Source organism: Bacillus sp. EB106-04-02-XG92, assembly GCF_058791995.1.
The window spans coordinates 766,658-791,282 of record NZ_JBYTEA010000001.1 but is presented as its reverse complement, the minus strand read 5'-3'; the positions used below and the strand labels follow the sequence as shown (position 1 = coordinate 791,282).

Sequence of the window (24,625 nt, the reverse complement as noted above, 5' to 3'; positions counted from 1 at the left end):
ACCAGAAGTAGAGAAACCAGAAGTAGAGAAACCAGAAGTAGAGAAACCAGAAGTAGAGAAACCAGAAGTAGAGAAACCAGAAGTAGAGAAACCAGAAGTAGAGAAACCAGAAGTAGAGAAACCGGAAGTAGAAAAGCCAGATGGAAACAAGAAACCAGATGCTGACACAATGAAAGACGGTGAATACAGCATCAATTTCAAAGCTTTAAAAGATCAAACAGAAGAAATTTCAATGATGAACACGTATACGAAGAGTCCAGGTGTGTTAAAGGTGAAAGATGGTAAAAAATATGTATCATTCACATTAATGAATAGTGCATGGATTACAAAGTTTGAATTTGAGAAAAATGGTTCGTTTGTTAATGCAAGTGTATTAAGTGAAGATAAAAAAGCTGATACACGCGTAGTGGAAGTAGAAGTAGACGATTTATCTAAAAAGTTAAATGCAAAAGTAAAAGTAGATATCGATTCAATGAATTATCATCATTTCTACGACATTCAATTTGCATTTGATAAAGGTAGCATTAAACCGCTAGATAACCAAGGTGGAAACAACAACCAAGGTGGAAACAACAACCAAGGCGGAAACGATAACCAAGGTGGAAACGATAACCAAGGTGGAAACGATAACCAAGGTGGAAACAACAACCAAGGCGGAAACGATAACCAAGGCGGAAACGATAACCAAGGTGGAAACGATAACCAAGGCGGAAACGATAACCAAGGCGGAAACGATAACCAAGGCGGAAACGATAACCAAGGCGGAAACGATAACCAAGGTGGAAACAACAACCAAGGTAATAACACAACCATTGATCCAAAAGCTCTTAAAGATGGTGCATACAGCATTGGTTTTAAAGTTTTAAAAGATCAAACAGAAGAAATTTCAATGATGAACACATATACAAAGAGTCCAGCTGTACTAAAAGTGAAAGATGGTAAGAAGTATGTATCGTTTACATTAACGAATAGTGCATGGATTACAAAGTTTGAGTTTGAGAAGAATGGTTCTTTTGTTAATGCAAAAGTGTTAAGTGAGGATAAAGAACAAAATACAAAAGTAGTAGAGTTAGAAGTAGATGATTTATTGAAAAAATTAAATGCAAAAGTAAAAGTAGATATTGATGCAATGAATTATCACCATTTCTACGATGTTCAATTTTTATTTGATCAAAATAGTATTAAAGCATTAGATAACCAGGGCGGAAACAACAACCAGGGCGGAAACAACAACCAAGGCGGAAACGATAACCAAGGTGGAAACGACAACCAAGGCGGAAATAATACACCAAAAGTAATAGTTGATCCAAAAAATTTAGAAGATGGTCAATATGATATTCCATTTAAAGTGTTAAAAGATAAAACAAATGAGCTTTCAAAGATGCATGATTATACTGTACATCCAGCCAAATTAATCGTTAAAGATGGTAAAAAGTACATTGAGATGACGCTTAAAAATAGTGCGTGGATTACGAAATTCCAAACAGAAAAAGATGGTTTATTTGCTGATGCAAAATTAGTAAGTGAAGATAAAAATGCAAATACGAGAGTAGTACAATTTGAAGTAAGTGATTTATTTGAAAAATTAAATGCAAAAGTAAAAGTAGATATTAATGAAATGAACTATCATCATTTCTACGATGTTCAAATTCAATTTGATACAAACAATATTGGTGCATTAGGAACGATTAAAGAGGATCCAAAAAAAGATCCGAAAAATGATCCGAACAACCCAATAATTACACCGAAAGTAGATAATGTGAAAAAAGTAGATACGCCTGATTTTAACCGAAATGCAGATGATAAGAAGAAAAAAGCAGGCCAAAAAAATGATCCGAAAAAAGAGAAAAACTCAAAAACGGCAGATACAGCACAACTAGGTTTATACATGGTGCTACTGCTAGGATCACTTGCTTTACTAGTTCGTAAATATAGAGCGGGTAGATTGTAATTTTTGAAGTCTTGATGCGTGTTCGCGTGCATCAAGACTTGTTTCATATTGTTTGGAAAGGAGTGGTGATTGAGAGTGAAGAAAATTGCAAGTGTACTAATGGCTATCATTTTATTAGTGAGTATAGCTGGATGCTCCGCGCCAAAAAAAGAAGCAGCAAAACAGGTGAAGAGTGAGAGTAAAGAGAGAGTTGTTGCCACGACAGTCGCTGTTACTGAAATTATGGATGCATTAGAAGTAGATTTAGTTGGTGTTCCAACGAGTACGAAAGATTTACCAAAGAGATATAAAGGTTTACCTGAAGTCGGGAATCCGATGAGTCCTGATATGGAAAAGGTAAAATCATTAAAGCCGTCAGAAGTATTATCTGTGACAACACTTGAATATGAATTAAAGCCAGTTTTTGATGGTGTAGATATGAAAGCAAACTTTGTAGACTTAACTAGCTTAAAAAATATGCAAAATTCCATTAGTAATTTAGGTAAGCAATATGGACGTGAAAAGCAGGCTGAAGCAGTTGTAACGAAGTTAGATAAAAAGGTTGCTAGTATTCAAAAAGAAGTAAAAGGAAAGAAAGAACCGACAGTACTTATTTTATTAGGTGTGCCGGGGAGTTATTTAGTAGCGACAGAGCATTCTTACATTGGAGATTTAGTGAAGCAATTAGGCGGTAAAAACATTGTAAAAGGTGAGCAAGTAGAGTATTTAGCCTCTAATACAGAGTATTTAAAAAAAGCAGATCCGGACATTATTTTACGAGCAGCACATGGTATGCCTGATGAAGTTGTAAAAATGTTTGATAAAGAATTTAAAACAAATGATATTTGGAAACACTTCGCTGCAGTTAAAAATAATCGTGTTTACGATTTGGAAGAGCGTTTATTTGGAACGACAGGAAATTTAGAAGCAATTGAAGCGTTAGATGAATTGAAAAAAATGATGTATCCGTGATGCATTTTAATATAAAGGAAGAGTGGAATGAATAAAAAAACTTGGAGTTTCTTCATTGTTACTGTATTACTTATTGTTATGACATCATTGTCAGCAATGAAAGGGAGTTTAGAAATAGGGATAGTGGACCTTGTACAAGGGATATTTACAGGGGACAATGAAGATGTTGAAGTAATTAAAGATTTACGTTTCCCGCGTATTATTATTGCACTGTTCACCGGAGCAGCTCTTGCTGTTTCAGGTGTGCTTTTTCAAGCTGTTATGAAAAATCCACTTGCTGATGCTGGCGTAATCGGTATATCTTCAGGGGCAAGTTTTATGACCCTTGTTATTATTACGTTATTTCCTCAATTCTTTTTCTGGACACCAGTATTCGCCTTTTTAGGTGGTGCGTTTGCGTGTTATCTCGTTTATGCATTTTCATGGAAGTCAGGGTTAAGTCCACTTCGCATTATTTTAGTGGGTATAGCTATTAATGCGATGTTCACTGGCTTAAATGAATCGTTCATTACGATTTGCGGATATTTCATTAAGAGTATTAAGCAAACGACGACTTCTAACATAACGATGAAGACGTGGGGCGATGTAGAAATAATGGTTACCTATGGAACAATTGGCCTTATTCTTGCTCTGTTTGTAGGAGCTTGGTGTAATCTATTATCGTTACAAGATAAGACTGCGAAAAACTTAGGTTTGCACGTGACGAGAGTTCGTCTTATTATCTCTGCTATTGCAGTACTTTTAGCGGCAGTATCAACAGCGATTGCAGGTGTTATTGCTTTCGTAGGATTGCTCGTTCCGCACATTTCAAGACAACTAGTCGGTTCAGATCATAAAGTATTAATTCCATTTTCTGCTCTTGCAGGAGCGTTATTAATTTTGACTGCGGATACAATTGGAAGGTTAATTGTGCCACCTAACGAAATTCCAGCGGCGACGATTATGGCAGTTATTGGTGGCCCATTCTTAATATTCTTGCTTAGAAAGAGTGATAAAGTTCATGGAAATTAAAAATGTAACCTTTTCGTATGATAATGTAACAGATCGATTAAAATCGGTTAGTAGTGAAATAGAAATTGGTAAAATTACAACAATTATTGGTCCAAACGGTTGCGGGAAATCGACATTACTTGGCGTAATGTCAAGAAATCACGATCCTCGTAGCGGAGAGGTAATACTGGATGGAAAGGCGATTAGCCAATATAAACCGAAAGAGTTTGCTAGAAAATTAGCTGTTGTCCATCAACAAAATGAAGCACCGGCAGATATGACGGTAGAGAAATTAACAAGTTTTGGTCGTATGCCTCATAAAAATATTTTTTCCTCGCAAACTGATGAAGATAGAGACGCGATCGAAAGGGCTTTAGCATGTACGAATTTGCTAAATAAACGTGATAAAGAGATTCACGCTTTATCTGGTGGCGAAAGACAACGTGTCTGGATTGCTATGACGTTAGCTCAGAAAACACCAATGCTCTTTTTAGATGAACCGACAACTTATTTAGATATTTATTATCAACTTGAAATATTAGAGCTAGTAAAAGAGTTAAATGAAGTACATGGATTGACGATTGTTATGGTATTACACGATATTAATCAGGCAATTCGCTATAGTGATCATATCATCGTTATGAAAGACGGCGAGATTGTTACGAAAGGTAAGCCGGATGATGTTGTGACAGAAAGTATGATAAAGACGATATACGGTGTAGATGCCGTTGTAAAGCAAGATGAAGATACAGGATTGTATATGGTCCCAATGGGTATTTAAATATGCGAACAATCCGTTTTGAGGTGATAATTTGAGTAGTAAAAAAGAACGGAAGAAGAATTCTTTTTTTCAACGAATACTTACAGTTGTTTTTTTAGGTACCTTTTTCTATTCAGTATATGAATTAGGTGATATTTTCATGGATTACTATGAAAATCGTAAAGTAATGGCCGAAGCACAAAACATTTATGAAAAAAGTCCGATAGAAGAGCAATCACAAGACGGGGAAGTGCGTAAACAATTCAAAGCTCTGCAGCAAATTAACGAAGAAATAGTTGGATGGATTACGATGGATGATATACAAATTAATTATCCAATCGTTCAAGCGAAAGACAATGATTACTATTTGTTCCGTAATTATAAAGGTGAAGATATGAGAGCAGGAAGCATCTTTATGGACTATCGTAATGATGTGAAATCTCAAAATCGAAATACGATTTTATATGGTCACCGTATGAAAGATGGTTCTATGTTTGGAAGTTTAAAGAAAATGTTAGATGAGGAATTCTTCATGTCACATCGTAAATTATATTATGATACATTATTTGAAGGATATGATCTTGAAGTGTTCTCGGTGTATACAACAACAACTGATTTTTATTACATTGAAACGGATTTTAGCAGTGATATGGAATACGCATCATTTTTGGAGAAAATTCAAGAGAAATCGCTGTACAAAACGGATACAAAATTGACAGCAAGTGATCAAATCGTAACACTTTCGACGTGTGACTATGCACTTGATCCGGAAGCAGGAAGGTTAGTCGTACATGCGAAACTAGTAAAAAGAAAATAAATAAAAAAGTATAGAATATGAGAAGTGGTAACGCTCCTCATATTCTATACTTTAAAAAAGAAATATGTTTACTGTGCTGCAGCCATTGGCATACGTACAACTTTCACATCATAGTAAGAGATTTTGTTATCAAGAATATAATCTGGCATTCCACCTTGATGGGAGTGAGCAGCTTTAAATGCTGGGCTCTTCGTCCAACCTTGGAAATCTTCTTTTGCATTCCAGCGTGTGCTAATTGTTACTTCATCATAATCAACTATATTTTGTGTTAGAAGCACTTCTAATCCTAAAAAGCCTGGCATTGTTTCGACTTGACCTACTTTATTAAAACGATCAATTAATTTATGTCCATTACCCTTTGTAATTTTAGCTGTATTTGTAACAATAATCATGTTTATTCCTCCTATTAAATGTAGCCTTTATTTTCGAGAACTCATATACATTAAATGATAATGAAAATCATTATCATTGTCAATGGTAAATATGGAATATATAAGTATTTTTTCTATTATGTTGGACAGTAACAATTTTAGTTCGAAATGTAGTAAATATGTGGCAGTTAAGCGAGAGAATGAGCGAGTTGTACTAGTAAAGCAATAATATGGTATAGTGAAACGAGGCTGTTTTTTCAGTCTCGTTTTTTAAATGCTTCCTGTAGAGAAAGCATGCAAATGGAAAGGAAGTTATTATATGCGATCAGAAGTAACTGTAAAAATAAAACCGAAATTTATAAAAGAAATTAAAAGTGGATATCCGCTTATTTTAAAAGATGCGATTCAAAATTTAAATGATGTTCAGGAAGAAGGAACAATCATTAAAGTAGTAGATGAGAAGAACCAATTTATCGGAAAAGGCTATTATGGAAAACAAAATAAAGGATACGGCTGGATTTTAACGAGAAAAGAGAGTGAACAAATTAATCAAACTTTCTTTGAAAGTAAAATAAAATCAGCCTTACATAAACGAAAGCAATTTTACAAATCAAGTGATACGACAGCATTCCGCGCCCTAAACGGTGAAGGTGATGGTCTTGGGGGCTTAATCATTGATTATTATGATGGTTATTATGTAGTAAGTTGGTATAGTGAAGGGATTTATACTTTCAGAGATGAGATTATCGCAGCTCTTCAAAAAGTAGCAAACTTTAAAGGCATTTATGAGAAAAAGCGTTTTGATACGAAAGGGAAATACATTGAAGGCGATGATTTCGTAGCAGGAGAGCGCGGTGAGTTTCCGCTTATCGTAAAAGAGAATGGTGTGAACTTTGCTGTTTATTTAAATGACGGAGCGATGGTTGGTGTATTTTTAGATCAGCGTAACGTTCGAAAACAAATTCGTGATAAGTATGCAAAGGGAAGAACCGTTTTAAATATGTTCTCTTATACAGGTGCTTTCTCCGTATTTGCAGCGCTTGGTGGAGCGAGCAAAACGACGAGTGTAGATCTTGCAAATCGTAGTTTAAGTAAAACGATTGAGCAGTTTAGTGTAAATGAAGTTGATTATGAAGCGCAAGATATTATTGTAGAAGATGTTTTTCTGTACTTCAAATATGCAGTGAAGAAAAAGATGAAATTTGATATGGTCGTACTTGATCCTCCAAGCTTTGCACGTTCAAAGAAATATACATTTAGTGCAGCGAAAGATTATAAAAACTTATTAAAAGAAACGATTGCCATTACAGAAAATAACGGGATTATCGTCGCTTCTACAAATTGTAGCGCATTCGATATGAAAAAGTTTAAAGGCTTTATCGATACGGCATTTAAAGAAATGAATGGCAAATATAAAATATTAGAAGAACATTCTTTACCAGAAGATTTCCGTACCATTGATCAATTTAAAGAAGGAGACTATTTAAAAGTAGTTTTCATCGAGAAAATTAAAGGTTAATAAAGAAAAGGAGCTCGCGTTTACTTGAGCTCCTTTTCTTATTGAACGATATTTTGTACTCTACCGACTTGCCCGTCTTGCAATCGCACTTTAATGCCATGCGGATGGGAAGGGGAGTTTGTTAAAATATCTTTTACAATTCCACGTGTTAGTTTGCCTGTGCGTTGATCTTGTTTTAATACAATATCAACTTCAAGGCCGGGTGCGATATTAGAACGTTTTTGTCCGTTCATTTATACACCTGTACGTCTACGTTGGTTGTTTGTTTTCTTCGTTTGTTGGTTTTGTAATTTTTTTGTTTCTTGGCTTTGGTTTTTAGCATTTTGACCATTACCGTTACCTTGCTTTTTCTTTGCAAGTTGTTCGCGCATTAAATCAGCTAAGCTTACTTTTTTGTTTTCTGACATGATAAGTCTCCTTTATATAAAGTTAATTATGAACTATCGTAGTAAATTTCATCATATCATTGTTAGGGAAGGAAGGGAAGTTGGTTTGAAAATTCATATAATTCTTCACAGTATTCATTCGTTACGATACAATTAAAATGCTAATGTTTGTAAAAAAGGGGATAGACATATGTCGCATCATATTTTATTAGTTGAAGATGATATTTCAATTCAAGAGATGGTGGAAAAGTATTTAATAAAAGAAGGTTTTCAAGTAACAATTGCATCTGATGGAGAAGAGGGCGTGAACACATATTTAAAAGGTTCATTTGATTTAATTATTCTCGATATTATGATGCCAAAGCTAGATGGCTTAGAGGTTGTGCGAATCATTCGAGAAAAAAGTGCTGTCCCGATTTTAATGATGTCGGCAAAAGATACAGATGTTGATAAAGCTGTTGGATTAGGACTTGGAGCAGATGATTATATTTGTAAGCCATTTTCTATGATTGAATTAGCTGCACGTGTAAAGGCAGGTATTCGGAGGTCTACGAAATATTCGGCTACAGAATCAATAGAAGAAAAGATGATTCAAATTGGTGATCTAACAATCGATCCAATTAATTTTACGGTTGAAAAAAACGGGAAACCTCTCAAGCTTACTTTAAAAGAATTTGAAATCTTAAAACTGTTCGTAAAAAATCAAAATCGTGTATTTACGAAAGCACAAATATATACGTTAGTTTGGAACGAAGAGTATTACGGGGACGATAACGTTATTAATGTTCATATGAGAAGATTGCGTGAGAAAATCGAAAGCGATCCATCTAATCCAGAATATATTAAAACGTTATGGGGCATCGGCTATAAGTTGGAAGTGATGTAATATGGTCAATTTGTTAATAGGTATTATTTTTATATTGTTATGTGTCATTTACATACAGTATAAAATGAGGAAAAATAGTAGTGAAAATTTACGATACACATATAAAAAATTAGAAAGTATTGTAAATGAACAAACAGACGAAAAGTTACTCGTTATGACAGATGATCTAGAATTGCAAAAATTATTAGTGGCAATTAATCAATTATTAGATGCAAAACAGAAAACGAATGCAGATCATGCGAAAGTAGAAATTTCGATGAGAAAAATGCTTTCAAATATTTCACATGATTTAAAGACGCCACTAACAGTTATTCTTGGATATACAGAAATGTTAAATAAGGATAAAACGATGAATAAAGAAGAACAGCAAATATTACTTGAAAAGGTGCATGTAAAAACACTAGAAGTAATGGAATTGATTCATAAGTTTTTTGATTTAGCAAAATTAGAATCTGGTGACAAAGCAATAGAGATGACAAAAATAAATATGAATGAAGTTTGCCGTGAGAAGATTTTATCTTTTTATGATTTAGTGACGACGAAAGGGTTTCAAGTTCATATTAATATACCAGAAAGAAATATATACGCACTTGGAAATGTAGAAGTATTAGGTAGAGTATTGAATAATTTAATATCAAATGCAATTACATATGGAGACGATGGAAAGACACTTGGTGTGATGTTAAGAGATGATGAAACGAGTGTGTATATAGATGTGTGGGATACAGGAAAAGGAATTGATGAATCCCATATTGATAAAGTGTTTGAGCGTATGTACACGCTTGAAGACTCCAGAAATAGATTGTACCAAGGGAGTGGTCTAGGGTTAACGATTACGAAAAGGCTTGTGGAAGCGATGGATGGAAAAATACATCTTTCTAGTAAGCCATATGAAAAAACGATTTTTACAGTTGTATTAAAAAAGATGCTGTTTTAGCTTGTAGAGGATTAGATTCTACAAGCTTTTTTTCAGCGTAAGGAATTTGTAAGGAACGGGTAAGAAAAAAGAGATTTCCGTTGTCTATTATAGAAGTATAAGGTAGTGCGAAAGGAGATAGTGACATGACATATATATTAAAAACGAATCAGTTAACGAAAGTGTTTAAAGGGAAAGAAGTTATTTCTAGCGTTAACATGCATGTGAAAAAAGGAGAGATATACGGTTTCTTAGGGCCGAATGGCGCAGGTAAAACGACGATTATGAAAATGATCACAAATTTAATAAAGCCGACGAGCGGTGATATTGAAATTTTTGGTGAAAAGTTAACGGATACATCTTATGAATTGTTAAAGCGCATGGGGACCATTATCGAATATCCAATCTTTTATGATAAATTAACGGCGAAGGAAAACTTAGAATTACATTGTGAATATATGGGATATTACGACAAGAACGCAATTGATCATGCTTTACATTTAGTAAAACTGCATGGTATAGATGATAAAAAAGTAAAAGATTTTTCATTAGGGATGAAGCAACGACTTGGTATTGCAAGAGCGATTATGACAAAGCCAGAACTACTCATTTTAGATGAGCCGATTAACGGTTTAGATCCAATTGGTATTAAAGAATTAAGAGACTTATTTAAAATGCTCTGCAAAGAATACGGCATTACATTATTAGTTTCTAGTCATATTTTAGGTGAGATGGAACTAATGGCAGATACAATTGGGGTAATTCAAAATGGAAAACTAATAAAAGAAGTTTCAATGAAGAGTATTAACGGAAAACAAACAGAGTACATTGAAATTACTGTTCCTGATGTGAAACGTGCAGCTTACATTTTAGAAGATAAACTCGGTATAAAAAATTACAAAATAATGAGTGGAAACATGATTCGTGTGTATGAATTGAAGGTGACGCAACAAGCCATTTCAAAAGCACTTATTATGAACGATGTGGAAATTGAAAGTATTAATAAGAAACATAGTTCCTTAGAGGAATATTTCTTAAATGTAATGGATGGAGAGGGCATTCATGCTTAATGGATTGTTAGTGAATCTAGTAAGTGGATTGATCGTAATGTTTATAAGTGGGATTTTATATTATAGGAAACCAGAGCGGAAATGGTTGTTCATTCTACTATTGATAGGAATGTTAAGCTTCGTTACTGCTGGAATTAGAATGTTAGTAGCGTAGAGATAGTTATATAAAGAATGGAGAAGTGGTTTGTATGCTTAGACTAATGAAGCTTGAGTGGAAAAAGCATCGATTATCTAGTTACTTTAAAAGTGTAGCCATTTGTATTATAGCAATTTTCGCTGTAGTAAGCCTTATGGCATGGGGAATGAAAGCTGAGGAAGACGTGCTCTTCTCTGACTTCACACAGAACATGGCTTTAGCAAATATTTTAATTAGGATAACATTCATTATTTTTAGTTCGGTCATTTTATCACGTTTAGTAATTGATGAGTATAAGAACAAAACGATACAACTATCATTTATGTACCCACTGCAAAGGAAAATGTTAATGAGAGCGAAATTGACAATTGTTTTTTGTTTTTGCTTTGTGAGCACGATTATCGCTACTTTTATTATTAGTTTGCTCGTATATTTTGTGAGTCCAATGATGGGACTGATTGAAACGCCAGCTACGATAGGTGAAATAATAGCTATCGTTCCAGCTACTATTATAAGTGCATTTATGATATCAGGTATAAGCTTAATTCCTTTATTTTTTGGGATGAGAAAGAAATCAACACCGACAACGATTACTTCCGCAGTAATAATTGGTATGCTGATTAGTGGTAACGTTGGGGCTGAAAGCAATCAAGTAAGTATGTTTGATTTTATAGCTATCCCAATCGTGCTCTGTTTATTAGGGATTTTCATTAGTTATCTATCGTTTCGTAAAATCGACAAGATTGATGTGGCGTGAAGTAAGCTTAAAACAACAACGAACTGGGGTATGAATGGTGAAAAAAATAATAGTAATTGCAATTTTATTTTTGACAATTGCTAGTGCGGTTTTTGGTTTTAAGATATTTCAGGGGAAAGATTTTAAGAAAGAAAAGTCGTTTGAGATAAATCATATAAAAGAAATAGAAATAGACAATGAAAATTGGGATATTAAATTTAAAGGTACAGACGCTAACAAAATAGTAATTTCGGCTCAAGGTAAACGAGTAGAGAAAGAGGTAGATCCCGTCGAAATAGAACAAGCAGGGAATCAAGTTATAGTTAAGCAAAAACAAAAGGCGACCAGATTCTTTAACGGTTTTACGTTTAGGAAGAAAAATAGTATATCTATAGCTATTCCGAAGAAAGAAATAGATAAAATTGTATTAAATAATAAATCTGGTGATGTGAAAATAAGCAATATAGTAGTAAAAAGTATCATGACAAAAAGCAAGTCTGGAGATGAAATGGTTGTGGGACTATCAGCTGAGAAAGGTGAATTCATATCGCAAAGTGGAGAATTAGCTGTAAAAGATAGTTCAGTACAAGAATTAAATATAAGGTCTACGACTGGTGATAACTATATAACCAATGTAAGTAACGCAAATATGAACATCACTTCAACATCTGGTGAAGTATTACTGAAAGATATGAAAGAAGGAAAATCATTATTTGTAGAAACAAAATCAGGAGATATTGGCGTACGGTATAAAGGGGTTCCGAATTCTTTGAAACTTACGGCTAAAAGTAATTCGTCTGACGTAATGGTGAATGTAAATGGACTTAAGATAGATAAAAATAAAGAAAAGGTAAAAGCAGGAACCATAGGTGATGCAAAAAATGAGGTGAAGATTGTAAGTAAAACAGGAGCGATTTATATCGATTAAATTTTAAATGAAAGGAGGACTATTATGCTACGTTTAATGAAGCTAGAATTGAAAAAGTTTAAGATTGGATGGTATGTGAGAGGAGCGATTATTGCGAATATCGCTATACTGGCATTGTTGATCTTTGTTAGCATTGTTTCTCAAATAGAAGGAGATCCAGAAATAAGAGATCCGCAGATGATTTTATTAATGGCTAGTACATTAGTAAGGGCAACATTTATTATTTTTGGTAGTGTGTTAATCGCAAGGTTAATAATTAGTGAATATAAAAATAAAACAATACTACTTATGTTTTCTTATCCTATTAATCGGAGAAAAATGATGAGTAGTAAGTTGGCCATTACAGCAACATTAACATTTCTAACAGTTATTTTATCTAACATTTTAGTAGTAGGAATTTTCTATGGGATAGATAGCTATTTTTCAATTATTCCTAATCCATTTACAGTAGATCAATTAATGCAAGAAGGTATAAAACTGGTTCCTTTAGCTATTGCGACTGCGGGAATGAGTTTAATCCCATTATATTTCGGAATGCGTAAACGTTCAGTGCCAACTACAATTGTTTCATCTCTTATCGTTGTATCAATTGCAATTAATAACACTCCTATGTTTTCTACAGCAACTTTTCTTCCACTTCAACTAGCACTTGCAGCAATTGGAGTTGTGATTGCATATTACGGAATTAAAAATATAGAGAAGGAAGATGTAACTGTATGATAAGAATACGTAAAAAAGAGTTGGCGTTACACCAACTCTTTTTGTATATGTATGCTTCGTTACTACTCTGTAAATTTAGAGTGTTTACTTAAATAATCTTGCACTCCTGGAGAAATGTTAAAGTTATTTTGGCTTTTATATTCGATAGTAAACTCTCCGTCGGTACTTGTTTCAAAGGAGATTGCATAGCTATTCATTTTAGCATCGTAAGAAGTATTTTTGACTTCTGCATCTAGATTAAAATATTTTGTAATATATTCTTTTGATTCCGTAACTGCTGTTTGTTTCCCCCAAGGGGTACCATAATTTGTGAAATAAAGAGATACGCTAATAACTCCAATGATAGCAGTTAGCAAAATAGTTCCCATAACTATTTTTCTGTTTTTTGTATTCAATTTGGTTGCTCCTCTTCATAATATGTATTCATTTTAACGTATTTTTTCCATAAAACAACCATTTAGCAAAAATAGTTTCACATGAAACAAGTTACAGAAAAAGACAAGATGTGTAAACACCTTGTCTTTTTTTGTAGTTACATTTTAGGAGCTTCCATTCCGGCCGCAGCCCATTCTTCTTTTGCAGGACCATATACGCCAGGGACGGTTAAGCCAGCTTGGCGCATTAAAACAGTCATTTGTCCGCGGTGGTGATTTTGATGATTAATGAGTGTCATTAAAAATATAGAATTCGGCATAGGACGACCAAAGAAGTTATTAATAGTAGCCAAGTCTTTATCAGTCCATTCGACTTGAAGCGCATCAACAAAAGCTGCGTTGACTTTACGATATTGATCAGCAATTGTTGTTGCAGAAGTTGGTACAGGATAATCTTTCGTTTCTCCTTCAAACTTAAGCCTTGTGCCAGATAGTATAACTGGAATTGCCGTCACGATATGCCAAGCAACTCTGCCTAACGTCCAGTGCCCAGGTGCAATTTCTTGTGACAAAGATTCGTCGGTTAATGCATCGAGCATCTTTTGAGTAGATTCAGCCTCGTATGTCCATGATTGCAAGAAGCCTTCAATAGTTTGATACATAGTTATCCCCCCTAGTTATGTTCATAGATTACATTCGTGAAAAAAAGATAGTTTCCTTTTGGCCTATAAGAACGAATAAAAAAAGAAGACTTCTAACAAGAAGCCTCTTCTTTTTTTAATTTTCTTCCCACTCTCCCTCATCAACTATAATAAATAAGGTGCTCCAAGTACGAGAACATCAAGCTGTTTTATTAAGAAAAAGAATTTCGTTTGAGCAAGAAGGCGAAAGTACAAGCAAAAGGAGTGAGAATCACATGTAATAATTAGTAGAATGTACGGAGTAAAGTTGTTCTATGTTATTTATAGGTGTTTTTTTATGTGTTGCTTATACTTAAAAGATTGAATTTGAAGGAAGGGATCAGCATGTATTCATGGAGCAATAATATAAATGGATATTGTGGGTGTAATAATCAAAATGGTGTACATGTTGATTCATGTTGTTTTAGTTGCGATGGGACAGTGCCTAAGCTAGGTCCAACAGGTCCGACGGGAGCAACGGGAGCAACAGGCCCAACAGGATCGACGGGAATAACGGGAGCAACAGGCCCAACCGGGGCAACGGGAATAACAGGGGCAACGGGAGTAACAGGCCCAACAGGATCGACAGGAATAACAGGAGCAACGGGTCCAACGGGAGCGACAGGAATAACGGGAGCAACCGGAGCAACAGGAATAACAGGAGCAACGGGTCCAACGGGAGCGACAGGAATAACAGGAGCAACGGGTCCAACAGGGGCAACAGGAGCGACGGGTCCAACCGGAGCAACAGGAATAACGGGAGCAACCGGAGCAACAGGAGTAACAGGTCCAACGGGAGCGACAGGGGCAACAGGCTCAACCGGTCCAACAGGAATAACAGGTACAAGTATCACAGCGACGTATGCATTTGCAAATAATACGTCGGGAACAGCGATATCGGTACTTCTCGGTGGAACGAATGTCCCACTTCCAAATAATCAAAACATCGGTCCTGGAATTACTGTTTCTGGTGGGAATACAGTATTTACAGTTGCAAATGCTGGAAATTATTATATTTCATATTCGATTAATATAACAGCTTCATTATTGGTCAGTTCACGGATTACAATTAATGGAGCACCACTTGCTGGGACGATCAATTCTCCTGCATTAGCAACTACATCATTTAGCGCAACAATCATTACAACTCTCGCAGCAGGAGATGCTATTAGTTTGCAACTATTTGGTTTGTTAGCTGTCGCAACATTATCAACAACTACACCAGGAGCTGTGTTAACGATAATAAGATTAAGCTAAATAATAACTCTCTTATTTTTTTATAGATTAGGAGAGTTTGTACATATAATAAGAAGTTAATGGAGTGAAGCATAGTTATATAAAAGTCAGAATATTATGATTGTAACGTTATGGCGACTATAATATAATGAAACCAACCATCATGAATGAACATTCATTTATTTTTTATGTATTTGAAGGGGGAATGAAGGTGGAAAAACCATGGTTGAAAAGTTATCCAGAGGAAATTCCAAGTACGATTTCTTATGATATTCAGCCGCTTCATAGATATGTAGAACAGATGGCTTATCGCTATCCAGAAAAGAAAGCGCTTCACTTTTTGGGGAAGGATATTACATTTTCGGACTTCCATGATAAGGTGAAGAGGTTTGCAAATTATCTTCAAAAGCTCGGTGTGGAAAAAGGTGATCGAGTTGCTATTATGTTGCCGAATTGTCCGCAGGCTGTAATTGGTTATTACGGTACATTACTTGCGGGAGGTATCGTAGTACAAACAAATCCACTGTATACAGAAAGAGAATTAGAATACCAGCTGCATGATTCGGGAGCAAAAGTAATTCTTTGTCTCGATTTAGTATTTCCAAGAGTAACGAATGTTCAATCTGCTACAAAAATTGAGCATATTATCGTAACTCGTATTGCTGACTTTTTACCATTTCCTAAAAATCTATTGTATCCATTCGTGCAGAAAAAACAGTCGAATTTAGTTGTGAAAGTATCAGAGAGTGAAACGATTCACCTTTGGAATTCAGTAGAAAAAGAAGTGAATACGGATGTTGAAGTGCCGTGTGATCCAGAAAATGATTTAGCTCTTTTACAGTATACAGGAGGAACAACTGGATTTCCGAAAGGCGTTATGTTAACGCATAAAAACCTCGTATCCAACACGTTGATGGGGATTCATTGGTTATATAATTGTAAAGAAGGAGAAGAAGTCGTTCTTGGGGTTCTTCCATTTTTCCACGTGTACGGTATGACGGCTGTTATGAATTTGAGTGTTATGCAAGGATACAAAATGGTTCTTATTCCAAAGTTTGATATGAAAATGGTTTTTGAAGCGATTAAGAAGCATAAAGTGACATTGTTTCCAGGGGCACCAACTATTTATATTGCTCTTTTAAATAGCCCGCTTTTAAAAGGATACGATATTTCGTCTATTCGTGCTTGTATTAGTGGCTCAGCACCACTGCCAGTAGAAGTACAGGAAAATTTTGAAACAGTTACAGGTGGTAAATTAGTAGAGGGATATGGTTTAACAGAATCATCTCCGGTTACACATAGTAATTTTTTATGGGAAAAGCGAGTGCCAGGTAGCATTGGGGTTCCATGGCCAGATACAGAAGCAATGATTATGTCTCTTGAAACTGGAGAGCCATTACCACCAGGAGAAATTGGTGAAATTGTAGTAAAAGGTCCTCAAATTATGAAAGGGTACTGGAATAAGCCAGAAGAAACAGCCGCTGTATTACAAGATGGATGGCTCCATACAGGGGATGTTGGTTACATGGATGAAGATGGCTTCTTCTATGTGAAAGATCGTAAGAAAGATATGATTGTTGCGAGTGGATTTAATGTATATCCTCGTGAAGTAGAAGAGGTATTATATGAGCATGAAAAAGTGCAAGAAGTAGTGACGATTGGTGTTCCCGATCCGTACCGGGGAGAGACAGTTAAAGCATTTGTTGTGTTAAAAGAAGGTGCGGAGTGCTCTGAGGAAGAATTAAATCAGTTTGCGCGTAAATATTTAGCTGCCTATAAAGTGCCGAAAGTATATGAGTTTAGAGATGAACTGCCGAAAACGACAGTCGGGAAAATTTTACGTCGTGTCTTAATAGATGAAGAGAAAAGAAAGAGTGAGGATGAGCAAACGGGCTAAGGCCCTTTCTTTTTGAAAAAATAGGATTGACACTTTTCTAAATAGTCAGTATTATAAGAATATGAATGACTATTCATTCAGTCATCTTCTTGAAGGGGACAGTAAAGTGAAGAAAAATAGACCGAAATACAATCAAATTATTGATGCGGCAGTCATTGTGATTGCGGAGAATGGGTACCACCAAGCGCAAGTTTCTAAAATAGCAAAGCAAGCTGGGGTAGCTGATGGCACGATTTATTTATATTTTAAAAATAAAGAAGATATATTAATATCCTTATTCCAAGAGAAGATGGGAGAATTTGTCGAAACAATTCGTCAAAAAACAGCAGGAATTGAAAGCGCTGTATCGAAGTTATTCATGTTGGTAGAAACGCACTTCTTACTGTTGTCGCAAAATGATCCTCTTGCTATCGTTACGCAATTAGAGCTAAGACAGTCCAATCAAGACTTACGCCTGAAAATAAATGAAGTATTAAAAGGCTACTTACAAGTTATGGATGAGATTTTAGAGACAGGTATAAAGCAAGGTGAATTCCAAGCGGATTTAAATGTTCGCGTGGCAAGACAAATGATCTTTGGAACAGTAGATGAAGTTGTGACCAATTGGGTAATGAGCGATCATAAGTATGATCTGGTCGCACTTTCAAAAACGGTACACGGGCTACTTATTGCAGCTTGTGGTTATCGTCAATAATGGGAGGGATCATGTTGAAATTCCTATCTGTAAGAGTTGAAGATCATATCGCGGTGGCGACGTTAAATCATGCGCCAGCCAACGCGATGTCTTCACAAGTTATGCATGACGTTACTGAATTAATTGATCAAGTGGAGAAGGATGATAACATTCGTGTTGTCGTTATTCACGGTGAAGGGCGCTTCTTCTCGGCGGGAGCAGATATTAAAGAATTTACATCTGTTACTGAAGCGAAGCAAGCGACTGAATTAGCGCAGCTTGGACAAGTTACGTTTGAGCGCGTTGAAAAATGTTCAAAACCAGTTATCGCGGCAATTCATGGAGCGGCACTTGGCGGCGGCCTTGAGTTTGCTATGTCTTGCCACATGCGCTTTGCAACTGAAAGTGCAAAACTTGGTTTACCTGAATTAACACTTGGATTAATTCCTGGATTTGCAGGTACACAGCGATTACCGCGTTATGTTGGGAAAGCGAAAGCTTGTGAAATGATGTTAACAAGTACACCGATTACTGGTGCAGAAGCATTAAAATGGGGACTAGTTAACGGAGTTTTTGCTGAAGAAACATTTTTAGATGATACGCTTAAAGTTGCAAAACAGATTGCTGGAAAAAGCCCAGCGACGACTCGTGCTGTACTAGAGTTATTGCAAACGACGAAATCGTCTCATTATTATGAAGGTGTACAACGCGAAGCTCAAATTTTTGGTGAAGTATTTACGAGTGAAGATGGAAGAGAAGGTGTAGCAGCGTTTTTAGAAAAACGTAAGCCTTCATTTAGCGGCAGGTAGTTCAATTATTTTTTTAATATAAATTAACAGAAAATTAAAATTGATAGAATCTTTCTGAAAAACAAGGGGGTAAATGGAATGAACATCTACGTACTCATGAAACGAACATTTGATACAGAAGAAAAAATCGTAATTAAAAACGGTGCAATTTACGATGGCGAAGCGGAATTCATCATCAACCCTTACGATGAATATGCAATTGAAGAAGCAATTCAAGTAAGAGACGCACAAGGTGGAGAAGTTACTGTCGTAACAGTTGGTGGCGAAGATAGTGAGAAAGAACTTCGTACGGCGTTAGCGATGGGCTGCGATAAAGCGGTATTAATTAATATTGAAGATGATGTAGAAAATGGTGACCAGTTCACGACAGCAAAAGTGCTTGCTGAATATTTAAAAGATAAAGATGTAGATTTAATTTTAGGCGGAAACGTTGCAATTGATGGTGCATCTGGACAAGTAGGTCCACGTGTAGCTGAAGCGTTAAATATTCCGTACGTAACGACAATTACAAAACTTGAAATTGACGGTACAAACGTGAAGATTGAACGTGATGTTGAAGGTGATACAGAAGTGATTGAAACTTCATTACCAGTTTTAGTAACAGCACAGCAAGGTTTGAATGAACCGCGCTACCCATCGCTTCCAGGTATTATGAAGGCGAAGAAAAAGCCACTAGAAGAATTAGAATTAGATGATTTAGATTTAGAAGAAGATGATGTGGAAGCAAAGACAAAAACAATTGAAATCTATTTGCCTCCTAAGAAAGATGCAGGAAAAGTGTTACAAGGCGAGCTGCAAGATCAAGTAAAAGAACTTGTATCGTTGCTCCATACAGAAGCGAAAGTAATCTAATAAAATACGAAATTATATATGCAGGAGGGAAAATCTATGGCTCGTAAAGTATTAGTAATGGGTGAAGTTCGTGATGGATCGCTACGTAACGTTTCGTTTGAAGCGGTAGCAGCAGCAAAAACAATTGCAGAAGGCGGTGAAGTAGTAGGTCTTCTAGTTGGAGACAGCGTTGCCTCTTTTGCAAATGAATTGATTCATTACGGTGCAGATCGCGTTGTGACAGTTGAAAATGATAAATTAAAATCATATACATCTGACGGTTATGCACAAGCGTTTTTAGCTGTATATGCTGAAGAAAATCCAGAAGGTATTGTATTTGGACATACAGCACTTGGTAAAGATTTATCTCCAAAATTAGCAGCGAAGCTTGAAGCTGGTCTAGTTTCTGACGTAACTGCTTTAGAAGTTGAAGGTGGAAATGTTATCTTCACTCGTCCAATTTACTCTGGTAAAGCATTTGAGAAGAAGATTGTAACAGACGGCATCTTATTTGCGACAGTGCGTCCAAATAACATTGCAACGCTTGAAAAAGATGAGTCTCGCAGTGGTGATGTGTCTTCTATTACAGTAGATGTGAAAGATCTACGTACAATCATTCAAGATGTCGTCCGTAAGACAGCAGAAGGTGTTGACCTTTCTGAAGCGAAAGTTATTATCGCTGGCGGACGCGGTGTGAAGAGTGAAGAAGGATTCAAGCCATTAAAAGAGTTAGCTGACGTATTAGGCGGCGCTGTTGGAGCATCTCGTGGTGCTTGTGACGCTGAGTATTGCGATTACTCATTACAAATTGGTCAAACTGGTAAAGTTGTTACGCCAGACTTATACATTGCATGCGGTATTTCTGGTGCAATTCAGCATTTAGCTGGTATGTCTAACTCAAAAATAATCGTTGCGATTAATAAAGACCCAGAAGCAAGTATCTTCAAAGTAGCTGACTATGGTATTGTTGGCGATCTATTTGAAGTCGTACCTCTTTTAACAGAAGAGTTTAAAAAGTTAAAAGTACATTCATGATTTGAGTACCCTTGAGTTCCAAGTGAAGTACCCCTATATATAGAAAAAGGTGAGAGATCCCCTGTCTCTCATCTTTTTAGTATTTTATCCGTATTTTTATATAGTATAAAGGAACACTTTTTTGTTACAATACATAACGATACATATTATTCGCCACGTATATAAGTTAATGATATACTCTTGGTAGAATATACTTGAAGGAGGAAATAAAATGGCAATTGTAAACGCAAATGACCAAAGCTTCGCAGCTGAAACTAGCGAAGGTGTTGTATTATTAGATTTCTGGGCACCTTGGTGTGGACCTTGTAAAATGATCGCTCCTGTATTAGAGGAAATTGATGCAGAACTAGGCGAAAAAGTAAAAGTAGTAAAAGTAGACGTGGATGAAAACCAAGAAACTGCTCGTCAATTCGAAGTAATGAGCATTCCAGCTCTTTTCGTATTAAAAGACGGTAAAGTAGTTGATCAAGCGTTAGGTTACAAACCGAAAGAAGCGTTAGTAGAATTAGTTTCTAAACACTTCTAAAATAAAGGGCTACCATTTGGTAGCTTTTTTTATTTTCCTTTTTTACACCTTTCCGTTACAATAAAAGAACGTATGTTGGGTGTTTTGGCATAGTATGTTTTCAAGTGAAAATAAAAATGCTAAGCATGTAGAAATGGAGGGTAACGAGTGCACGAACATTTAAAGGAAAAATTGGCTATCTTACCAGATCAACCTGGTTGTTATTTAATGAAAGATAAGCAAGGAACGGTTATATATGTCGGAAAGGCAAAAGTGCTTAAAAATCGTGTGCGCTCGTACTTTACTGGTTCGCATGATGGGAAAACACTTCGGCTAGTGGGAGAAATTGTAGATTTTGAATATATTGTAACCTCCTCAAATCTAGAGGCTCTTATTTTAGAGTTAAACTTAATAAAAAAACATGATCCAAAATATAATATTCAATTAAAAGATGATAAAACTTATCCTTTTATTAAAATTACAGCTGAGAAACAGCCGCGATTACTCATTACGCGAAATGTAAAAAAGGATAAGGGAAAGTATTTTGGTCCTTATCCGAATGCACAATCCGCTCATGAAACGAAAAAACTGCTAGATCGTATGTATCCGCTTCGTAAGTGCTCAAATATGCCTGATAAAGTTTGTTTATATTATCATATGGGGCAATGTTTAGCACCTTGTGTGAAAGAAGTGACGGAAGAACAAAACAAAGAAATTGTAGATGAAATTATTAAGTTTTTAAATGGTGGACATAAAGAAGTTCGTTCAGAATTAGAAACAAAGATGTATGAAGCTTCAGAGAAACTAGAATTTGAACGTGCAAAAGAGTTGCGCGATCAAATTGCGCATATCGATGCGATTATGGAAAAACAAAAGATGATTATGAGTGATTTAGTGGATCGTGATGTATTTGGCTATGCAGTTGATAAAGGTTGGATGTGTGTTCAAGTTTTCTTCGTTCGAAAAGGAAAGTTAATTGAACGTGATGTTTCTATGTTTCCAATCTACGATGAACCAGAAGAGGGATTTTTAACGTTTATCGGCCAATTTTATGAAAACAGTAGTCATTTTAAACCGAAGGAAATTGTCGTTCCAGGAAGTATCGATTCAGAATTAGTAGAGCGCTTTTTAGAAGTGGAAGCGACGCAGCCGAAACGTGGTAAGAAAAAAGATCTTGTAGAATTGGCAAATAAAAATGCGAAGATTGCTCTTGAGGAAAAATTCTATTTAATTGAACGTGATGAAGAGCGAACGATTAAAGCGGTAGAGAATTTAGGGAAGCAGCTTGGGATTGAAACACCTTATCGTATTGAAGCGTTTGATAACTCAAATATTCAAGGGACAAATCCTGTTTCGGCAATGATTGCTTTTATTGATGGGAAACCGGCTAAGAAAGAATATAGGAAATATAAAATTAAAACGGTGCAAGGACCAGATGATTATGAGTCTATGAGAGAAGTTGTGAGACGTCGTTATACAAGGGCGCTGAAAGAGAGTTTACCTTTACCAGACTTAATCATTATTGATGGCGGAAAAGGCCATTTGGCAGCTGTAAGTGATGTTCTAGAAAATGAACTCGGTTTATACATTCCGATGGCAGGGCTTGTAAAAGATGACAAACATAAAACATCCCATTTAATTATTGGAGATCCACCTGAACCTGTGATGCTGGAGAGAAATAGCCAAGAATTTTATTTATTGCAGCGTATTCAAGATGAAGTGCATCGATTTGCAATTACATTCCATCGTCAATTACACGGAAAATCTGTCATTCAATCGGCCCTCGATGATATTCCTGGAATTGGAGATAAACGAAAAAAGATATTGCTGAAACATTTTGGGTCGCTAAAAAAGATGAAAGAAGCTTCTGTAACAGAATTTGTCGAAGCAGGTATGCCGAAAAATGTCGCAGAGACGATTTATACTTATTTAGCGGATAAGAAGACGTTGTAGTTTACAACGTCTTCTATTTTCTGGTATAATTTCTGAAGATTTAAAATAAAGATAACTGAATGAAAATACAAAAAAGTCAACTAAACTTATATGTCTAGTTGACTGTAGGTAATGCTACACTTCAATGAGATCTTTTATATCCCATTTCACAAGAAATGTAATAGAGTCTGAACGTTTTTTCTTTTCTTCATAGGACTCTGCAACGACGTTTCGTTGCTTTTGAATTTGTTCAGCGATGAATCCAGCTTCTAATTGATAAGAAGAATGTCTTTTTTGTTTTTGACGTTCAGCAATGAGTGTGCCTTTAAGTTGGAACTGCATTTCACGACGCTTATGTTCAATAATGCTTAAAGTGCCCCAGCCAGCTTTTTCAAAGAACTGAATGACTTCTTCAATTGTTTCTAGTGGATATTTTCTTGCAAGATTTCTACCGGACCAGTACAAAATACCATCTAAATCGTTACCGATTAAATCAGGTAGTAATTCTTCACGTAGCAATTCATAAGCGAAGGCGTTCAATGAAACATCTTCTAAAGATGTTGTATCGATTGTATTTTTACTCACAATATTCCCCTCTTTCTATAGGGATTATTATATAACATTTCTCATTTATAAAAACAGATTTTTCTTTAGGAAAATCTGAATATATAAGAAGAAAAAAAGAATTGGCAAATTATATGCAAATTATGTATACGTTTTCTTGACGCTTCGACAAAAATAGGAGTAAAATGAACTTGGTATCAAATTATGCTGAAATATTTCGAATAATTTTTTCAGTTTTTCTTATGCCAATAGTGAAAAAACATTATTGCCATAAACTAATCTGAAAACAGCAGTCAATCACTCAAGGGGGGTAATGGGGACATGAAAGGCCGCGAGTATACGTTTCGTAAGTGGCACTCATTAATGGGGGTCATCCCGGTTGGTGTCTTTTTGACGCAACATTTAATTGTAAACAACTTTGCAACACGAGGAGCAGAGGCTTTTAACAAAGCTGCAGGCTTTATGGAGCTCCTTCCATTCCGGTATGCGCTAGAAATTTTCATTATCTTTTTACCAATACTGTACCATGCTATATATGGCTTATATATTGCATTTACAGCTAAGAACAATGCGGTTTCTTACGGTTATTTCCGTAACTGGATGTTCGTCTTCCAAAGAATTTCAGGTATCGTTACGCTGATTTTCATTTCTTGGCATGTCTGGGAAACTCGTATTCAAGCAATGTTAGGTAAAGAGGTAAACTATGATATGATGGCAGATATTTTAAACAATCCAGCTATGTTTGCATTCTACTTAGTTGGTGTTGTTTCAACAATTTTCCACTTTGCAAATGGACTATGGACATTCTGCATCAGCTGGGGAATTACAGTATCTCCACGTTCACAAAGAATCTCTACTTATGTAACATTAGCTATTTTCTTAGGTCTATCTTATGTAGGTGTGAGTGCATTATTAGCGTTCATCGATCCACAGCTAGCAAACCAGTAAGGAG

28 protein-coding genes are annotated in these 24,625 nt (G+C 35.7%); 22 read left to right on the top strand and 6 right to left on the bottom strand.

Annotated features, from left to right (window positions below):
* The 5 genes from AC3WVA_RS04175 to srtB form a co-directional block, all read left to right on the top strand.
* The coding region (locus AC3WVA_RS04175; RefSeq protein ID WP_492321788.1) for an NEAT domain-containing protein at positions 1 to 1,951 on the top strand (1,951 nt) is incomplete at its 5' end.
* Between the two features lie 69 nt (positions 1,952 to 2,020).
* Positions 2,021 to 2,902: a heme ABC transporter substrate-binding protein IsdE gene (isdE, locus tag AC3WVA_RS04170; protein WP_141539716.1), complete on the top strand. Its 882-nt coding sequence runs from the start codon at positions 2,021 to 2,023 to the stop codon at positions 2,900 to 2,902.
* A gap of 27 nt (positions 2,903 to 2,929) precedes the next feature.
* Positions 2,930 to 3,913 (top strand): FecCD family ABC transporter permease, encoded by a 984-nt coding sequence (locus AC3WVA_RS04165; RefSeq protein ID WP_048531556.1) that lies wholly within the window; start codon positions 2,930 to 2,932, stop codon positions 3,911 to 3,913.
* Positions 3,903 to 4,673, top strand: a complete 771-nt coding sequence (locus tag AC3WVA_RS04160; protein ID WP_349302757.1) for an ABC transporter ATP-binding protein — start codon at positions 3,903 to 3,905, stop codon at positions 4,671 to 4,673. Before AC3WVA_RS04165 ends, AC3WVA_RS04160 begins: the two co-directional genes overlap by 11 nt.
* 31 nt (positions 4,674 to 4,704) lie before the next feature.
* A complete protein-coding gene (srtB, locus tag AC3WVA_RS04155; protein ID WP_492321787.1) occupies positions 4,705 to 5,469 on the top strand; it encodes a class B sortase in 765 nt (254 codons plus the stop codon).
* A 68-nt stretch (positions 5,470 to 5,537) separates the two neighbouring features.
* Here the strand turns inward: srtB and isdG are convergent, their stop codons facing one another.
* Positions 5,538 to 5,861, bottom strand: coding sequence for a heme oxygenase (gene isdG, locus AC3WVA_RS04150; protein WP_098521713.1), 324 nt, complete (start codon positions 5,859 to 5,861; stop codon positions 5,538 to 5,540).
* A gap of 298 nt (positions 5,862 to 6,159) precedes the next feature.
* Here isdG and AC3WVA_RS04145 point away from each other — a divergent pair, with 298 nt between their 5' ends.
* Entirely contained in the window at positions 6,160 to 7,359 is a 1,200-nt protein-coding gene (locus AC3WVA_RS04145) for a class I SAM-dependent rRNA methyltransferase (protein ID WP_098521714.1), read from the top strand.
* A gap of 38 nt (positions 7,360 to 7,397) precedes the next feature.
* On the opposite strand, the gene AC3WVA_RS04140 is transcribed toward AC3WVA_RS04145, so the two are convergent.
* Together AC3WVA_RS04140 and AC3WVA_RS04135 are read right to left on the bottom strand one after the other, a co-directional pair.
* Positions 7,398 to 7,592, bottom strand: coding sequence for a YwbE family protein (locus AC3WVA_RS04140; protein ID WP_001014310.1), 195 nt, complete (start codon positions 7,590 to 7,592; stop codon positions 7,398 to 7,400).
* Positions 7,593 to 7,766: a hypothetical protein gene (locus AC3WVA_RS04135; protein ID WP_001293578.1), complete on the bottom strand. Its 174-nt coding sequence runs from the start codon at positions 7,764 to 7,766 to the stop codon at positions 7,593 to 7,595. It abuts the gene before it with no gap.
* A gap of 169 nt (positions 7,767 to 7,935) precedes the next feature.
* Here AC3WVA_RS04135 and AC3WVA_RS04130 point away from each other — a divergent pair, with 169 nt between their 5' ends.
* The 7 genes from AC3WVA_RS04130 (at position 7,936) to AC3WVA_RS04100 (ending at position 13,137) form a co-directional block, all read left to right on the top strand.
* Positions 7,936 to 8,631, top strand: coding sequence for a response regulator transcription factor (locus AC3WVA_RS04130; protein WP_098344593.1), 696 nt, complete (start codon positions 7,936 to 7,938; stop codon positions 8,629 to 8,631).
* A 1-nt stretch (position 8,632) separates the two neighbouring features.
* Positions 8,633 to 9,568: a HAMP domain-containing histidine kinase gene (locus tag AC3WVA_RS04125; RefSeq protein WP_098521715.1), complete on the top strand. Its 936-nt coding sequence runs from the start codon at positions 8,633 to 8,635 to the stop codon at positions 9,566 to 9,568.
* Between the two features lie 125 nt (positions 9,569 to 9,693).
* Complete coding sequence (locus AC3WVA_RS04120; RefSeq protein WP_098344595.1) at positions 9,694 to 10,617, top strand: ABC transporter ATP-binding protein; 924 nt, start codon at positions 9,694 to 9,696, stop codon at positions 10,615 to 10,617.
* The gene (locus AC3WVA_RS04115) at positions 10,610 to 10,771 is read left to right on the top strand and encodes a hypothetical protein (protein ID WP_166688966.1); all 162 of its coding nucleotides are present in this window, start codon (positions 10,610 to 10,612) and stop codon (positions 10,769 to 10,771) included. Before AC3WVA_RS04120 ends, AC3WVA_RS04115 begins: the two co-directional genes overlap by 8 nt.
* Before the next feature lie 34 nt (positions 10,772 to 10,805).
* The gene (locus AC3WVA_RS04110) at positions 10,806 to 11,510 is read left to right on the top strand and encodes an ABC transporter permease (RefSeq protein ID WP_098521716.1); all 705 of its coding nucleotides are present in this window, start codon (positions 10,806 to 10,808) and stop codon (positions 11,508 to 11,510) included.
* A 34-nt stretch (positions 11,511 to 11,544) separates the two neighbouring features.
* On the top strand, positions 11,545 to 12,417 hold the full coding sequence (locus tag AC3WVA_RS04105) for a DUF4097 family beta strand repeat-containing protein (protein ID WP_142320923.1): 873 nt from the start codon (positions 11,545 to 11,547) through the stop codon (positions 12,415 to 12,417).
* A gap of 24 nt (positions 12,418 to 12,441) precedes the next feature.
* Positions 12,442 to 13,137, top strand: coding sequence for an ABC transporter permease (locus AC3WVA_RS04100; RefSeq protein WP_098344599.1), 696 nt, complete (start codon positions 12,442 to 12,444; stop codon positions 13,135 to 13,137).
* 62 nt (positions 13,138 to 13,199) lie between these two features.
* On the opposite strand, the gene AC3WVA_RS04095 is transcribed toward AC3WVA_RS04100, so the two are convergent.
* Together AC3WVA_RS04095 and AC3WVA_RS04090 are read right to left on the bottom strand one after the other, a co-directional pair.
* Complete coding sequence (locus tag AC3WVA_RS04095) at positions 13,200 to 13,532, bottom strand: YfjL-like protein (protein WP_098344600.1); 333 nt, start codon at positions 13,530 to 13,532, stop codon at positions 13,200 to 13,202.
* A 137-nt stretch (positions 13,533 to 13,669) separates the two neighbouring features.
* On the bottom strand, positions 13,670 to 14,173 hold the full coding sequence (locus AC3WVA_RS04090) for a DinB family protein (RefSeq protein WP_195755920.1): 504 nt from the start codon (positions 14,171 to 14,173) through the stop codon (positions 13,670 to 13,672).
* A 363-nt stretch (positions 14,174 to 14,536) separates the two neighbouring features.
* Between AC3WVA_RS04090 and AC3WVA_RS04085 the strand changes: the two genes are divergently transcribed.
* The 8 genes from AC3WVA_RS04085 to uvrC all read left to right on the top strand — a co-directional run bounded on the left by AC3WVA_RS04085 (position 14,537) and on the right by uvrC (position 23,130).
* Positions 14,537 to 15,448, top strand: coding sequence for a BclA C-terminal domain-containing protein (locus AC3WVA_RS04085; protein WP_492321786.1), 912 nt, complete (start codon positions 14,537 to 14,539; stop codon positions 15,446 to 15,448).
* Between the two features lie 190 nt (positions 15,449 to 15,638).
* The gene (locus AC3WVA_RS04080) at positions 15,639 to 17,324 is read left to right on the top strand and encodes a long-chain-fatty-acid--CoA ligase (protein WP_142320924.1); all 1,686 of its coding nucleotides are present in this window, start codon (positions 15,639 to 15,641) and stop codon (positions 17,322 to 17,324) included.
* 106 nt (positions 17,325 to 17,430) lie between these two features.
* Positions 17,431 to 18,018, top strand: coding sequence for a fatty acid metabolism transcriptional regulator FadR (gene fadR / locus AC3WVA_RS04075; protein WP_000742223.1), 588 nt, complete (start codon positions 17,431 to 17,433; stop codon positions 18,016 to 18,018).
* A gap of 11 nt (positions 18,019 to 18,029) precedes the next feature.
* Positions 18,030 to 18,806 carry an enoyl-CoA hydratase gene (locus tag AC3WVA_RS04070; protein WP_000911295.1) on the top strand — a complete coding sequence of 259 codons (777 nt, stop codon included), beginning with the start codon at positions 18,030 to 18,032 and terminating at the stop codon, positions 18,804 to 18,806.
* Positions 18,807 to 18,884: 78 nt separating this feature from the next.
* On the top strand, positions 18,885 to 19,658 hold the full coding sequence (etfB, locus tag AC3WVA_RS04065) for an electron transfer flavoprotein subunit beta (protein ID WP_048531528.1): 774 nt from the start codon (positions 18,885 to 18,887) through the stop codon (positions 19,656 to 19,658).
* A gap of 36 nt (positions 19,659 to 19,694) precedes the next feature.
* Complete coding sequence (gene etfA, locus AC3WVA_RS04060; protein ID WP_000101965.1) at positions 19,695 to 20,672, top strand: electron transfer flavoprotein subunit alpha; 978 nt, start codon at positions 19,695 to 19,697, stop codon at positions 20,670 to 20,672.
* Positions 20,673 to 20,883: 211 nt separating this feature from the next.
* Positions 20,884 to 21,198, top strand: coding sequence for a thioredoxin (trxA, locus tag AC3WVA_RS04055; protein WP_001018943.1), 315 nt, complete (start codon positions 20,884 to 20,886; stop codon positions 21,196 to 21,198).
* Between the two features lie 147 nt (positions 21,199 to 21,345).
* Positions 21,346 to 23,130, top strand: coding sequence for an excinuclease ABC subunit C (gene uvrC, locus AC3WVA_RS04050; RefSeq protein WP_098344603.1), 1,785 nt, complete (start codon positions 21,346 to 21,348; stop codon positions 23,128 to 23,130).
* A gap of 114 nt (positions 23,131 to 23,244) precedes the next feature.
* Here uvrC and AC3WVA_RS04045 read toward each other — a convergent pair whose 3' ends face one another.
* A complete protein-coding gene (locus AC3WVA_RS04045; RefSeq protein WP_000042224.1) occupies positions 23,245 to 23,694 on the bottom strand; it encodes a YslB family protein in 450 nt (149 codons plus the stop codon).
* A 300-nt stretch (positions 23,695 to 23,994) separates the two neighbouring features.
* On the opposite strand from AC3WVA_RS04045, the gene sdhC reads away from it, so the two are divergent.
* Complete coding sequence (sdhC, locus tag AC3WVA_RS04040; RefSeq protein ID WP_000678354.1) at positions 23,995 to 24,621, top strand: succinate dehydrogenase cytochrome B558; 627 nt, start codon at positions 23,995 to 23,997, stop codon at positions 24,619 to 24,621.
* The last annotated feature ends 4 nt before the right edge of the window (positions 24,622 to 24,625 follow it).